This window comes from Acinetobacter sp. YH01004 (genome assembly GCF_013420455.1).
GTDB classification, from domain to species: domain Bacteria; phylum Pseudomonadota; class Gammaproteobacteria; order Pseudomonadales; family Moraxellaceae; genus Acinetobacter; species Acinetobacter towneri.
Window position 1 is genome coordinate 1 of the sequence record NZ_VOXZ01000002.1, and the last position, 15,077, is coordinate 15,077.

Annotated in this window: 9 protein-coding genes and 2 pseudogenes; 7 read left to right on the plus strand and 4 right to left on the minus strand. The window is 38.5% G+C overall.

The window, feature by feature from the left end:
• The 3 genes and pseudogenes from FTT71_RS00450 to FTT71_RS00460 all read right to left on the minus strand — a co-directional run.
• The coding region (locus tag FTT71_RS00450) for a BapA prefix-like domain-containing protein (RefSeq protein ID WP_180160635.1) at window positions 1-1,760 on the minus strand (1,760 nt) is incomplete at its 3' end.
• 224 nt (window positions 1,761-1,984) lie between these two features.
• Window positions 1,985-2,470, minus strand: a pseudogene (locus FTT71_RS00455) (IS3 family transposase); the annotation flags it as partial.
• 79 nt (window positions 2,471-2,549) lie between these two features.
• A pseudogene (locus tag FTT71_RS00460) lies at window positions 2,550-2,969 on the minus strand (group II intron maturase-specific domain-containing protein); the annotation flags it as partial.
• 71 nt (window positions 2,970-3,040) lie between these two features.
• On the opposite strand from FTT71_RS00460, the gene FTT71_RS00465 reads away from it, so the two are divergent.
• From FTT71_RS00465 to FTT71_RS00485, 5 genes are all read left to right on the plus strand, one after another.
• Window positions 3,041-4,116, plus strand: a protein-coding gene (locus FTT71_RS00465; protein WP_180160636.1) for an IS3 family transposase whose coding sequence is annotated in 2 segments (ribosomal slippage) — window positions 3,041-3,293 and window positions 3,293-4,116 — 1,077 coding nt in all. Because the reading frame shifts where the segments join, the coding sequence is not laid out codon by codon here.
• Between the two features lie 101 nt (window positions 4,117-4,217).
• Window positions 4,218-5,387 carry an IS4-like element ISAbe18 family transposase gene (locus tag FTT71_RS00470; protein WP_180160637.1) on the plus strand — a complete coding sequence of 390 codons (1,170 nt, stop codon included), beginning with the start codon at window positions 4,218-4,220 and terminating at the stop codon, window positions 5,385-5,387.
• 172 nt (window positions 5,388-5,559) lie between these two features.
• Window positions 5,560-6,204: a hypothetical protein gene (locus FTT71_RS00475; RefSeq protein WP_005090865.1), complete on the plus strand. Its 645-nt coding sequence runs from the start codon at window positions 5,560-5,562 to the stop codon at window positions 6,202-6,204.
• Complete coding sequence (locus tag FTT71_RS00480) at window positions 6,194-8,377, plus strand: hypothetical protein (protein WP_005090867.1); 2,184 nt, start codon at window positions 6,194-6,196, stop codon at window positions 8,375-8,377. Before FTT71_RS00475 ends, FTT71_RS00480 begins: the two co-directional genes overlap by 11 nt.
• Window positions 8,370-11,429 carry a tyrosine-type recombinase/integrase gene (locus tag FTT71_RS00485; RefSeq protein ID WP_180160638.1) on the plus strand — a complete coding sequence of 1,020 codons (3,060 nt, stop codon included), beginning with the start codon at window positions 8,370-8,372 and terminating at the stop codon, window positions 11,427-11,429. Before FTT71_RS00480 ends, FTT71_RS00485 begins: the two co-directional genes overlap by 8 nt.
• On the opposite strand, the gene FTT71_RS00490 is transcribed toward FTT71_RS00485, so the two are convergent.
• Window positions 11,420-11,743, minus strand: a complete 324-nt coding sequence (locus FTT71_RS00490) for a hypothetical protein (RefSeq protein ID WP_180160639.1) — start codon at window positions 11,741-11,743, stop codon at window positions 11,420-11,422. The genes FTT71_RS00485 and FTT71_RS00490 overlap by 10 nt on opposite strands.
• A gap of 145 nt (window positions 11,744-11,888) precedes the next feature.
• On the opposite strand from FTT71_RS00490, the gene FTT71_RS00495 reads away from it, so the two are divergent.
• Window positions 11,889-12,233, plus strand: a complete 345-nt coding sequence (locus FTT71_RS00495; RefSeq protein WP_005090874.1) for a helix-turn-helix domain-containing protein — start codon at window positions 11,889-11,891, stop codon at window positions 12,231-12,233.
• Window positions 12,234-12,760: 527 nt separating this feature from the next.
• Entirely contained in the window at window positions 12,761-15,016 is a 2,256-nt protein-coding gene (locus FTT71_RS00500) for an ankyrin repeat domain-containing protein (protein WP_180160640.1), read from the plus strand.
• Window positions 15,017-15,077: the final 61 nt, after the last annotated feature.

Below are 15,077 nucleotides of genomic sequence, written 5' to 3' on the forward strand. Positions count from 1 at the left end.
CCACCATCGGCTTCGGCTTTTGTAATTTCAGCGGCCAGGTCTTTGTAAGCTAGTTCTGCTTCTTTAACTTTCGCGATGGCATCTGCGGCGTTAGCAGCATCTTGATCATCCGGTGTGCCGTTGCTGTCTTGGTCATTTACTTCAGGTACAGTGATGCCAGGGGTTTTAAGATTATTGAGATCGTCTGTAAGTTGATCTTTTTTGTCTTGCACTGACGCTGGTTGATCAGGTAGCGCATTGACTAAGTCTTCTGCTTCTTTGATCGCAGCATCGAGCTCTTCTTTAGACTGATCTAAAGCAGCTTTGTCTTCAGGATTGATGATCCCGCCTTTGCCTTCGATCTCTTTTTCTAGAGCATCATATTTCTCTTGGGCATCTTTAACCGCTTGTTCTGCATCGTCGATCGCAGCTTCAACGCTGTCATCAATACCATTACCATCTTGGTCATTTACTTCAGGTACAGTGATGCCAGGGGTTTTAAGATTGTTGAGATCGTCTGTAAGTTGATCTTTTTTGTCTTGCACTGACGCTGGTTGATCAGGTAACGCATTGACTAAGTCTTCTGCTTCTTTGATCGCAGCATCGAGCTCTTCTTTAGACTGATCTAAAGCAGCTTTGTCTTCAGGATTGATGATCCCGCCTTTGCCTTCGATCTCTTTTTCTAGAGCATCATATTTCTCTTGGGCATCTTTAACCGCTTGCTCTGCATCGTCGATCGCAGCTTCAACGCTGTCATCAATACCATTACCATCTTGGTCATTTACTTCAGGTACAGTGATGCCAGGGGTTTTAAGATTGTTGAGATCGTCTGTAAGTTGATCTTTCTTCTCTTGCACTGACGCTGGTTGATCAGGTAGCGCATTGACTAAATCTTCTGCTTCTTTGATCGCAGCATCGAGCTCTTCTTTAGACTGATCTAAAGCAGCTTTGTCTTCAGGATTAATGATCCCGCCTTTGCCTTCGATCTCTTTTTCTAAAGCATCATATTTCTCTTGGGCATCTTTAACCGCTTGCTCTGCATCGTCGATCGCAGCATCAATGTCGTCAGCGATTCCATTTTCATTTTTGTCATTTATAGGGGGTACTTTTAACTCAGGTAGTGCATTTAACTGCTGTTCCAAATCGTTTTTTTGCTCACCATCTGCCAAAGCATTTAACTTGTCATTTGCTTCTTGTTTGGCTTTTTCTGCTTCTGCAATCGCATTTTCAATTTCTGCTTTTTCTGTAGGTGTGATTAAACCATCTTTAAGTGCGGCATCTAATTTATCTTTTGCTTTTTGATATGCATCTACAGCATCTTTAACTGCTTTTTCTGCACTTTCTAGCGTAGTATCGTGTTTATCATTCGAGCTTTTAATAGATTTATCAAAGTTAAGCGCACCTAAAGCAGCTAATGGAGGAATCCAAGCCCAAGCCGGCACTCCATCTTTATAAAGTAATGGTTTTATTTCAGACAGTGGATTATATACAACCTCATTTAAAAATGCACCTGTGTCGTCAGTAAATTGCACCCACAATAATTTATCGCCACCCTCCAATACCAAAGTATTATCTGCAGCAAAAAAATCTTTTATAGTTATCGTTTGACCATCATTTAATTGTACTACAGCATCCAAACCGTCTGCTTTAATACTCGCGATACTCTCTTTTGAAACATTTAAAATAACAACCGATGGCTCAACTAAAGACAACGTGTCTTGAGTTGTCGTTTCGGATAAAACATTATGACTGTCTTTTGAAACAACTTTTATATTAATCATAATAGGCTCTTCTTAAATAAAATGTTTAAAATTAGATATAGATGCACATTTAGGATGTAAAAATGATACTTGGTTTGCAATTTTTTGCAAACATAAATATTAAATGTGTATAATTCGTTCGGCACAATAATTTAAACGCGTTAGCAATCTTCTTTTATAATTCGAAAAGGCTTTGTTGCACAAAGTGAACCGTACCGGGTTTGTCGGAGACTTTTTTATTTAAGTTAGGCCACCTGACCTAACGGGTTAATCTTATCATAGTACATTGCTTCAAACTCAAAAGGCGATACATAACCCAGTGCACTGTGTACACGCTCTTTATTGAACCAATCTACCCAGTTTAGTGTCGCAAGTTGTACATCTGCTAAACCTTGCCAATCTGCTTTTAAATATTCAATCACCTCTGTTTTGTATAAGCCATTCACCGTTTCAGCCAAAGCATTATCGTATGAATCACCAGTCGTACCGACTAATGCTCGTAAATTTGCAGCTTCTAAATGATTGGTATAGCGAATAGAAAGATATTGAACACCTCTATCGGAATGATGAATCACATTCTTTGGCATGCCTCGATCGTGCAATGCTTGCTCAAGTGCATCGAGTACCATATCTGTATTCATCCGTGTAGATACTTTCCATCCAACAATTGCTCGTGAGAACACATCAATAATAAAGGCGGTATAGACCCAGCCTGAATTTGTTTGAATATAGGGGTGAGTAGACCAAGGGAATTTCACCCTTAGCCCCTCGCAGAACCGGACATGAACCTCTCAGCTCATCCGGCTCCCATTATCCAACCGATGGTAAACATCCCATTTTCCAGTGCACAAAGGCATTTGGAAAATCACGCGCAAGTCGCCCTAAGGCATATCTAGCCCGTCTTTTATGACGGACCAAGTTTTTATACTTACGCCTCATCCAGCGTATAAGATAAGCATTCATGTGTTGCCAGATCGCTGACATTGCTGAACCATGGAATCGACCATAGTATTGCTGCCAACCTTGAAGAATTGGATTAAATATTGCAGATAAATCACTTAATTCGCGATTACACATCAGATGTAGATGCCATTTCCGAATAGTCTGTCGCATTGCTTTAAGTGCATCACGACTGACTGCAGGAGAGAAATTTACATAAACTCTTTTATACTTGTCCACAGCCTTACGGGGCCTAAACGTGTACCCGAGAAAAGTAAATTGAACATCGGGGGTAATCCCCCCTAAAAATAAAAGGATCTAAAAGTAGAATTTTCTCTTAAGATACGAGCAGGAGATTCTGCATGAAAACATCTAAATTTACTGACAGCCAGATCATGTCCATTTTAAAACAGGCGGAGTCTGGCACACCTGTAGCCACCCTTTGTCGTGAACATGGCATGAGTAATGCCACGTTTTATAAATGGCGTGCCAAATATGGCGGTATGGATACATCATTAATGGCTCGACTGAAAGAGCTGGAAGCAGAAAATACCAGACTAAAAAAAATGTATGCTGAAGAGCGATTAAAGGCAGAGATTGTTCAGGAAGCAATGTCAAAAAAGTGGTGAAGCCATCTTGCCGACGTCAGATGGCTCAACAAGCCGTTGCCCTGCATGCGGTTAGTATCCGTTTAGCTTGCTCTGCATTTGGCATTAGTGAAACCTGCTACCGTTATCAGGCTAAACTTTGCGATGACAATGCACTCATTGCTGAACAGCTCATTGAACTCACTGAGGAAAATTCCGATTGGGGCTTTGGTTTGTGCTTCTCGTATTTACGGCATGTTGAGAGTTGCTGCTGGAATCACAAGCGGGTTTACCGCATTTACTGTGAATTGGCACTGAATCTGCGTATTAAACCGAGAAGAAGACTAAAACGGCACGCGCCTGAACCATTGAAAGAACCAATCCGAGAAAATCAGGTCTGGTCATTAGATTTTATGCATGATCAGCTGATCGATGGTCGAAAGTTCCGATTATTAAATGTGATTGATGACTACCGTCGAGAAGGCTTAGCGATTGAAGCAGGATTCTCATTACCTACAATCCGAGTTATTCGTACGTTGAATCAGTTGCTGGAGTGGCGAGAAAAGCCGTTAGTTATTCGGTGTGACAATGGCCCGGAGTTTATCAGTCATGAATTTGTACGCTGGGCAACTGAACAAGGTATTCGTATTGAATATATTCAACCAGGTAAGCCACAGCAGAATGCGTATATTGAACGTTATAATCGGACTATACGTTATAGCTGGCTAAGCAAGCATCTATTTGACACACTGGAAGAAGTACAAGATTATGCAACGAGTTGGCTGTGGCATTACAACTATGAAAGACCACACCAAGCAAACAAAGGAAGGCCACCTCTAATGGCTGCTTAACCTCCACTGCTGTCCCATAGTTTGCTTTAAATAAAAAAACCTGAGTCCTAACAGTTAAAATATGAGTGCAAACAAACACTTTAACGACCAGGATTCAGGTTTTGTCACATCAGAATACCGTATTTCATGAGCTAATTAAACCTGTTGTGCGACAGGATTTTGAACAACTTGCTAAAGTACACCATGTTGGACAGAAATTTAGAGCGGCTTCCCGGTGGGATCAGTTTATTGCCATATTGATGTCTCAATTCTCTTGTAGGCAAAGTCTGAGAGATATTCAATCCAATTTGGAGTGCCAACAGGAAAAGCTAAGTCATCTCGGAGCAAAGTCTATTCCCCGAAGCACGCTGGCACGAATCAATGAGCAGCAGCCTGCTACCTTGTATCAACAGCTATTTTACAAGTTGCTTAAATACTATGAACACTCAAAAGTAGCTCATAAATTTCGCTTTAAGAATCCCTTGTATTCCTTGGATGCCAGTCATATTGACCTGTCGCTTTCCTTATGTGAATGGGCCAAAGTTCACGACTCAAAAGCCAGCATGAAACTCAGTATAGGATTGAATCACAGCAATGATATTCCTGAGTTTGTTGCAGTTGAAAATGGCAAAGAAAATGACATGGTACAAGGCCGCAAATTCCAGTTTCCTGCTGGCAGCATTGTAGTTTTTGATAAAGGCTATGTCGATTACCAATGGTATGCAAATCTGACTGCTCAAAACATTGGATTTGTCACACGTTTTAGGCCTAAATCTGTGTATCAGGTGATCCAGCAACATCCAGTGCTTGAATCCAAAGGTATTCTAAAAGATGAAACCATTCAGCTGAATAGCGCACATGCCCTAAAAAGAAAAGCCCCAGTGTTAAGAAGAATTGAATATAGAGATCAGCAAAGTGGCAAGCACTTTAGCTTTCTCAGCAATAACTTTCATTTAGCCGCCTCCACCATTGCGGCGATTTATAAAGATCGTTGGAAAGTTGAGCTGTTCTTTAAGGCGATTAAGCAGAATCTCAAATTAAAAGCGTTTCTAGGCCGCAGCAGGAACGCAATTCAGACACAAATCTGGATTGCGATGATCGCCTATTTATTGGTGAGTTTCGCTCGACATTTAGGAAAAACAGGTTGGACAGTTCAACGTTTACTCAGAATAATTCAAGTGAATTTGTTTGAAAGAAGAACTTTAAAAGCTTTATTTTCACCCGATAAAATACCCATAAAACAAGAGGAAAATACAAAACACGATGAAACCAGTCACATACGCATCAAATAAAATCAATAACTTAAAATAAAAATTCCAAATACGCCCTATTTTTCACCCACTTTGAATTTTTCAAATTCATCAAAAACCATCCACATTTATAACCAATTTCTTGACCTTTTTATAAGAATTAAAATTTTTTGTCCTTCTTGATTTAAATTAAAAACATCAGGAGGGCGAATAAATGAAGCCTACAAAAAAAGTAAATACTCCACTAGCCAGTCAAAGAGCGTTTTATTGCGAGGGGGGCATAATCCGCCCTTACCCGCCTCTGTTCAAAATTTACCAATGCTATGCCCAGATTTTAAATGCATCACAACTGCCAACACACTTTCAGCATGACCTAAACCTAGTGTCTACTACTAAGCTTACTCAAGCTGAGTTATTCGCAACAGATAACTTTCTGCTTGTTTATATGGCACAACAACAAAACATTCGAGTTAAAGCCCGTCCCATTCAAGAAGCTGATATAGACCTCGTTCAGGTTCAATATCAACTCAGCAACTCACTCTTTAAGCTAATGACTGAGCTTAAGATCAATCCACAGGTTCTTAACCCCGATAGGCTACTTCAAAACTTAAATCAGTCGCTATCGAAACAAGCAATTTACGATGTGAATCAAAAGCTTTATGACAAGCCGAGATGCAGTCTTTCTCTAGACCTGCTCGCTAAGCTGATCGACTGTAGCCGTAATCAACTGCTTTATCGCCAAAAACAAATCAACGGCGCTCACGATCTACGAATTCAAGCACTCAAAAATAAATGTAAAGCACTCACGAGCGCACAACCATGTGCATCACAATTTTGGAATTTAACCCATGAAAATTGAAAACATCATTGAACGAATGCTAGATCATGAATGGTTTGATCAGGGCTATCAAAATACTATCGCACAGCACTTAATACATGCTGTCTTAATCCCTGAGCTAAAATCCTTATTCAATACCACCATCAGCTTCGATGCAGACTCTCGGTTTGAACTCCCAACAAAACTGCCTCGACCCTCAAGTGTTTCTAAACATCCAATCTGTGCCTATCTCTATTCAGTAGATCAGCATGAATATGCTGTCATACAACGATGGGCTGTGAATAATTTACATGCAGCCTGTATTCTTAAATCTATCCCTAATAAGGGCGAAAAAGACCATCAAAACACGATTATTAAAGTTCTTGATAGATTTCGATTAGCGAACGAAGCTTATGCCGTATCACGACAAGGACAACAGCTGAGCAAGTATCAACAGGAATATTTATGGTTATGGAACCAACTACCTAGCCATGAAATTCCATTAGCGCAATTCGTAAAGAATTTACGAGAATTAGAAAACGACTCTAAGCTCAATCGTTTTCAATATCTATTGCTGCTTGATATACGACGATTCTATGAGTATGTCTTAGCACTTAAACCCAAGAAAAATTACTCAGCACCACCTAAGCACATCGATGATCCACATTATCTTGATGAGCACAGTGCAATTTTATACTGTCCATACGACATGCCCCAGAAACAGCATCCAACTCTATTTTATGAGGAACTACAGGATGAACAGCCAAATCAGCAATACTCACTCAATACAGCGCAGGTATCGCCGTTAGCAAGCCAATCGAGTTATTTGCAACATCAAGTAAGTAAACTGACACAACAACACATCATTAGACAGCAACATAATTTTAGCTGTAGTAAGCATTATCCAGACTTCAATAGCTTAAGTTTATTGGTAGAGCATTGCCATCAAGTGTATTTGGCTCATCCAGAAAAAAATAAAGCGTATCTTTTTATCTTACTCAGTTTCCTGAGTGGTGTTCCTATTGAGCAATGGTTATATCTACAGTCCAAACAGCGCTATGCACTGAATAAACGACAGAAGATCATTTTAGAAAACGATCAATATTTTATACGTTCCAAGTTCACGCTATTTGAGAATGCTGACTTTGAATATAAAAATCAATTACTCAATCAAGTGACCTATTTCGATTTACCACTCATTAAAGAATTAGTAGACGGTCTAAAACAGTCTCCTATTGTGAGCCAAGAGCAAGTCAATCAAGCATTAAAGAAATGCCGTGAAGAACTCTTTATTCCATCGTTATCAACCAAAAAAATAAGTGTGTTACTACATCATTGTATTTATAGACATACCAATAACGAGCAACTCGCTGACATTCTGACTGGCATAGATGCCAATCGATCGGTGTCTATTTCATATTGCTCGTATCCGGTATACCGCCTGCAACAGAATTACCAAAGCACGGTAGAACAGTTGTCTCGTGATTTAGCAAAAAAAATTCATCTTACTTCCGATCCCGAGCTTAGATTTGGTAGTTGTAAAGCTCCCAAGCCTGCAACAGTAACGGCTATATTTGCCTACTTACAACATCAGATCATTCAAGCCCGACACAGTAGCCAAATGCTGGAGATGTTCAATCACTACAACATTTGGCTTTGGCATATTTTATTGCTTTTTACAGCGGCTCGACCTGTGAATGGATTCCCTGGGTTCTTACGAAACTTCGATTTAAAACAGCAATGGCTTTGGGTCTCGGATAAAGAAATTCACTCAAGAATAAATGATGGTCGCTTAATCCCGTTATGTGATTTTGCAGTTCAAGAAGTCCGTCAATTTATTGGCTATTTAAGAGAATTCCAACAACTGCATCCAGAGCATCAATCACACATTCAAGAGATTTTAAGCAGTAAAAAGCCTCTGTTGAGTGTTTATCAACATGGCGAATGGCAAGAGCTTAGCCCCCATCTTATAAGCTCATTTACTCATGTGATGCAGCTCAACCACGCAAATTGGCTTAGGCATACAGCTCGTGCATATCTCACCGAAAAAGCAGATGAAAATTTAATTTTAGCCACGTTTGGACATGAACAAAATCAACAAGAAATGGGGCAAAAATTCTCAAGCCTGTCTCTTCAACAATATAGAACCATCGCAACTCATCTCAATGAAATGCAGAACTTTTACAATATTGATGGAATGTACGAACATGCCTAAACAAACAAAGTATGCACATGAACGCCGTGCTAACAACAGAGACCAAAAGCGAATTAAAGAGCGTATACAAATTCAAGCGATCATCGATGAGTTTCTGTCGTTCGAGCAATTACAGCAAGCACAGCGGTCAGGAAGTATAGTCACGCTCTTTGAGCAAGTTAGCCAACACTTGGATCAACATCAATATAGTTTTGCTCTAAAAAAGACGTTTTATCAGCAATTCCGTAAACGTATTATTCAATACAATCACACAAATGATGCAGACTTACCACTACCTACTCAACATCTCGTCTCTATTCAACGCACGCCATTGCTTTTCAATGAGACTTGGCTAGAACAATCTAAATCCATCTCACTGATCAAAGAAAAACTTTTAAGATACTGGTATACGACGGATGACTTTACTGCCGATGAAAGCATTGGAAATATACTGATCTGCGCAATTCTGTATGGTGGGATATCAAGCCTTTCTAGCCTTGAAGCTCTGCTCGAACACTTAAAACAGCAAAGTTCGATTGATCAGATTCCAAAAATACAGATCCCCCTGATCTTTCTAGAACCACTCTCACCTCAGTATGGTGATTTATATGACCCTAAATGTCCCTTAAGAAAATCTAGAAATTTTGTGCCCGACCGGTTAACACTGCTATGGATTGCGAGACTTAAAACACAAAAAATTGATATCCAATCTGATTGTTACACGTATATCAATTGTATTTTTAAAGCACTAGCACTTCCGTTAAGCCCAAAGCAATTCAAACAATTCTTAGAGATGGCTAGTCAGTCATGGATGCAACTAGAAATGGTTGATTTAAGTCCTGCGCTAAGTCTTTGCTTATCAGAAGAGATTGAGACTTGTGGCTTAAGTCTAAGTGCGTTTAAACGTTATCTCACGCCTCATTTAGCTATTTTCGATTCACAAAAAGCTGAAGAACCTCTGCCTAAAATAATAAATTCAGCAGAAAAAGAAGAACAATCCTGCAAAGATCATTCTCTAGATTCATTGATTGGATTGCATAAACAAATTTTAAAATTTTTTAGAAATAGTGATCAGATCACAGTGGAGCTACGAAACTTCTTACTGAACCAGCAGGACCATCTTCCAGAAAATGCGAAGCGGCTCGGACTTTGGTTATATAGCTTGTTTCATCCTGCCGTAGATGATATCGAATCGATCTGTAGGCTTTATCAGCTCGATCATAATAAGTATTTACGCTATGTCGCTCAACAGCAAAAAATTCGTCATAGCTCAATATATAGCTACTACACAAAACTTGCTGAAATATGGTTGCTACACAGTAATGATTTTATAGAAGAACCTAATCTCAATAATCATTTAGAAACGATTTATAGCCGTATGTTAACTGGGGTAGGCAAATCTAGATCACAAAAATTCGATCTCCTAAAACGATTCCATCAATTCCAACAGATGCTATTTAATGCTGAATCGTTCCCTTTGAGCGGTGCGGGACTACGTGTTCATTCACCCAAAGCTGAAATTATCTCAGGAAAAACTTTTCAATATCTACTCAGTCAGCTTAGTCAATATAAACATTCCAGCTACACCGCACATGATTTAGAAATGCTGAGTATCGTATATACGATAGCTTTTCGTACGGGCATGCGCATTAATGAAATCCTCGGTATGCGAATCAAGGATGTGGAAGGTGTCAAAGCGAGTTCAATTTGGATACGTCCATATCGTGCGAAGCATCAACAGCATTTTCTTAAAACGGATAGTGCTGAGCGTAATCTCAACGTTCAAATTTTACTAAGCGAAGAAGAACATCTTAAATTTCAGCAATACTGCAAGGCACGTCGTAGCGCTTATTCATCCAATGACTACCTATTTACTCTTTGGAATAGTGCGGGACGTATCAAACCCTACTTGGTCACCACGCCTTTTCAAAAGTTACTTGATGCTATTTTGCCAAATCATTGCTATAGCTTTCACTCGCTGCGACATAGTGCGACGAACAATTTAGCCATGATTTTGACCATGGACTACAAATTTGTAACAACCTTCACTGACTATTCACATGAGCATTACAACTTGATTCGTAGTCAGCTCTTACGCTCTAACACACCTCAAAACTCTTGGTATCTACTTGCCCATTTATTGGGCCACATAGACCCAACTGAAACCTTTAGGAGCTATTTGCATCTAGCTTACCTGATGGCCGGTTACCAGTTAAGAAAATTTGACCCACTTATTGATCGAGCTGTTATTCATAAGATTTGTCCTCGCTTAAAACCACCACAAAAACATCAAATAGCGCTGAGTTATTACGATGAACAAATAGCACGAACAATAAAAATAAAATCTATAACAACGCCTTATGAATACATCAACACAGCTAAGATTCAAGCTGATTTAGTTCAAGCAGAGGACAACGATTTTATTTATGGAACGAGTAAGTCAGCTTATCCATTCCCTCTAATCGCAAAAATTCTCAAAAAATTAGATCAATCATATACACCGCAACTGCTTGCGCAACAATACGATTTTCCGATAGAACAACTCATGCTATGGCAACGGAATATAATCAGGCTCAAACAGCTCAAAAATCGTAAGAATCGTCCACGTTTCATCATGGATGCAGATAAATCAGAGCGCATACTTCCGCACCTTGAAACTGCAGAGGACAAAAGTTTATTGGAATATTTTTTTAAACAGCTCAATGAATTGAGACGTGATGATGCAAATATCTTAGATGCGATACATATTTTTGAGACGAAAGCGAATATTTCACACGCTGGATTAATCTTTAAATCGAATGATGTAAGACTAGCAAATCGTTTTTTAAAAGGGATTTATGGTTTATTTCCAGCAAGCTGTTGGCAGATTGCAATATCTTCTGAAATCTGTGAGGAAAAGCTGATGGAACGACTGTCATTTAATCTTCAATCTGACGGTATCAACAGCAGTTTAAATAATTCCTTTAAGCTAGAACTAGTATCTCAAAAAAATGCTAAAGCATTAGCTGTGTTCCGCTATTGCATGCTCGTTTTATTGATCGTGTGTACGTCGTTGCAACCAGATCATAGTTGATCTGGTTGATAGCCTGAAAACTCATAAAAGTCATGTAGCAGTTGAGCATAAATATCTGAAAAGTTAATTAATTCTTTTGACTGAAAACCGTAATGTTCAAAGTAGCGATCATCGATAAAGTATGCAACGGCAATATGCGTATTGAGATCGCTAGATACGCCTAGTTGCCTACAAAAATCAGGATTATATTGCAGCTGTAATTGTGTATTACAAATAATTTTCGAGGCGACTATTTTAGCAATATTTCGAATATTCAGATGACGAATACTTGGATGCATCGATGTCGAAGTACGACTCGAAGAATAGTTCATCATGACTGTTTGACCTTCTATATCTAATTTTTTATCAAGTAATGATTTAGTCGCTTCTGATTTAACAAGTTAGCCTCTAAACTATGTGTATATTTATATAAAAACATGACTATAACGTCAAGTTTTTATTGTCTATTTGGCGGTATTTATGGCATTTGAATTAGAGTCGAATAATTTTAAAATTCGATTGAAAGAAGTTAGAAAGACACGAAAACTAACACAGCAAGAATTAGCTGAAAAAACTGGAATACCCGTAACTTCAATTGCACATTTTGAGTCGGGCTCGCGTAAGCCATCTCTTGAAAATTTTTATAAACTCATTGTCGAGCTCAATGTATCAGCAGATTACATACTTGGACGCAGTGAAAAAATGAGTGCTTCCGGTGTAGATCCCATTATGAATACTCTACAAAAATTACCTGAAGTAGAACGTAGAATGATTGAGAGATTCATTACTTCTTTAGAGAGTGGTCACACAAAACCTGAAGGGTAAATAATACCTAGTCTAAACAAAAGACCTAGAAATTAAAAAACCACCTAAAAGTGGTTTTTTAAGGAGCACAATAGCTTCGTCTCTTTTTAAAAATTAAACTCCATTCTCTCAGAAGAAGAAAATCTTGCATTTTTATATTCTTCGATTCATAGCAATTTCGCTATGCACACGAAGAATACTCCTCATGTACATTCAATACAATCGCCCACCTTCATCTCATCCTGGCCCTGGTGGCAATTGGCCAAGTACAACAGGTCGCCCATCAGGTGGTGGTCGTGGTAATGCCAAATAATCATTAAGGGGAGCAATCCCCTTAATCCAAGATTAGCGATGAAAAAGTACAGTAATGACAAAGAGCTGAACAAATTTATTCGGCAACTTATTAAGGATGGTGTCGCATCTTTTAGACCTGGTAAAAAGCATGATTTTTTGCTTGTAAACCAAATACAGAAGATTACGATACCAGGTACACCTAGTGACCGAAAAGCCTATTTAAACTTTAAGACAGATATACGCAGAGCTTTACAATGCCAAAGAATACCTTTCCAACAACTATAGAAATTGTTCGTGATTTATTTAGTCACATGGATACCAAGAGCCAACTCTCGGAGACAGACTCTAAACACTTAGATGGTTCATCAAACAAACTATTCACTTCACACTATGATGTAGACTTATTTTTGGAGCAGTTGTGCCCAAAAGAGTTTTCAGATCGTACAAATTTGCAATTTATAACATTGCTTAAACGCAATGTGTTAGAGCGTTATAATGCAATGCTATTACATGCTCGATTAACTGCCTTGATGAATGTTGATTCTATCCGAAATTCACTATGGTCGAATTACTTAGTCCCATCTCTTCATCAACTCATAAGCTTTTGTATTACACAAATGGGGATCACTAAGCACTGGAAAGGCGAAAACTTTATTAAAGAAAGCTTAGCTTATCTTAAAGATACTGACCAAAACTTTGCTAACTTTTTGGAAAGTGACGTTTTAAGTCCTGATGATAAAAATTACATTAGTAAATTTGGTCGCCTAGATGCCTTACCTACACCATCGACATTAAAGCGCTTATTTTTAACAAATAATGAAGCATCGCAAGTACATTATGAACTATTGTGTTTTGCACGCTTACTACAAGTCTTAAAAATTAAATACGGGTTCTCATTGCAACATGGAAACTTTATTCAGTTTTTGGCAGAACAGCATAATCAAAAATTGAAGTCACACCGTATTTCGCAACACGATACACAAGAATTGACATTTAGAGCCATAGCTATTGCCAATGCACAAACACATTTTGCTTTTCTGATGGAGATTCCGCTTTCATATCAGAAATTAACACAGGTATTTTTTGATAGAACGCAAGTCAAACGTATTGATCAAACTGACACTCGTTTAGCATCAATGGTATATAGCTCAACAGGTGAAACAACTTTTCAACTTGTAGACCAAATCAATAAGTACCTTACTGAACATCAAGAAGTAGGTCACCTCCTCCCATATATACAATGGGCTAAAGCTATTAATTTGGTATATCAATATCAATTTAAGGAGGCCCTTACCGAATATGAACTGTGCTTAGAAGGTTTGTTATATCGTGATATGCGCTATTTAGAAGTACTACTGAATGAGATGCTTTGCATTGCCTCACTTGTGGAGAGCCAAAACAAACTCATTGGAAAGATTTCAAATTTAGCTATCCATTTTGAGCTTAAAGTTGGAATATTTAATCCAATCGAACGCCCTGACCGTTTTAAAACTGACTTTGTTTTTGAAGAATGGGAAAAAGAGGCCACCCTAGTTGGTTTCTTTAATTTTTTCACTGCCGAGACTTTTAGTGACAAAGGTACTGAGATTAAAAAATTAATTCCAAAGATCGGTAGCCTTGCAGTTGCTATGGATATTAGCCCTGACTTTAAAAAAGTGAATGCAAGCATTTACATTGATATTGAACGAAGACGTAAATGGCCTCAACTCCACTACTTTGTCCTTATCGGCGATTTTTCTACAGCTAGAAAGCTTATTGAAGCTGGCGCCAACATAAATGCTTTAACTTCAAATAACGAAAGTATTGTGCTGTTGGCATTAAACCATATTACAGCTAAATCCGATGAAACATACGCATTCATCCAATATGTATTCGAATGTGGTTTTGATAAAGAACTTTTAAATGAGCGTACAGCGAAAAAGCAGACTTGCCCTTTAAACCACGCTATTGAGGAAAATCTGCCAAAACTTGCAAAATTGTTATTAGAGAATGGGGCTAATCCTAATGTTACAGGTCTCTATGGTATTTCCATGCTTTACCAGAATTTAGGTGTGATCGGCTTATTGAATGGTCATAAAGTTGAGCAAGCAAATGATAAATATCTTGCAGATTCGATTAGACGTCATTCTAACGGTGGTAGCGATATTGAAAGTTATAAGCAACTCCAGAGCCTACCAAGCCATGAGCCTAGAAAGGTATTATTTGAGGAGGTGAAGCGAATCTTTCTTGGGGACAAGAAGGTTTGCGATGCCTACGAGATTTTCGAGTTACTTTTACAATATGGTGCCGATCCAAATCAAAATACAGCTCAGTATCCAATAAAAGGCTATACACCCTTCATGCTAGCTGTTGAAAAAGATAATGCTTATGCTGTCGATCTTATGCTCAAGCATGGGGCTCAATTGGAACAAAGCTATGTAAAAGCAGATGAAGGACGTCGTGTGTTTTTGCCTGAAATAGCTGAGTATTCTAAAGCTAATCAAGTTAAAACATTAATTGGAATTTGTTAAAATAAGTCTCCCCCCTTTAGCTTAAACTTAAGGGGGCATTTAGTAAAAAAACTATCATTTT

Excerpts from the sequence above, each read along its gene's own strand:
- FTT71_RS00475 (WP_005090865.1), top strand. The coding sequence starts at position 5,560 with ATGAAGCCTACAAAAAAAGTAAATACTCCACTAGCCAGTCAAAGAGCG.
- FTT71_RS00500 (WP_180160640.1), top strand. The coding sequence starts at position 12,761 with ATGCCAAAGAATACCTTTCCAACAACTATAGAAATTGTTCGTGATTTA.
- FTT71_RS00495 (WP_005090874.1), top strand. The coding sequence starts at position 11,889 with ATGGCATTTGAATTAGAGTCGAATAATTTTAAAATTCGATTGAAAGAA.
- FTT71_RS00480 (WP_005090867.1), top strand. The coding sequence starts at position 6,194 with ATGAAAATTGAAAACATCATTGAACGAATGCTAGATCATGAATGGTTT.
- FTT71_RS00490 (WP_180160639.1), bottom strand. The coding sequence starts at position 11,743 with ATGATGAACTATTCTTCGAGTCGTACTTCGACATCGATGCATCCAAGT.
- FTT71_RS00485 (WP_180160638.1), top strand. The coding sequence starts at position 8,370 with ATGCCTAAACAAACAAAGTATGCACATGAACGCCGTGCTAACAACAGA.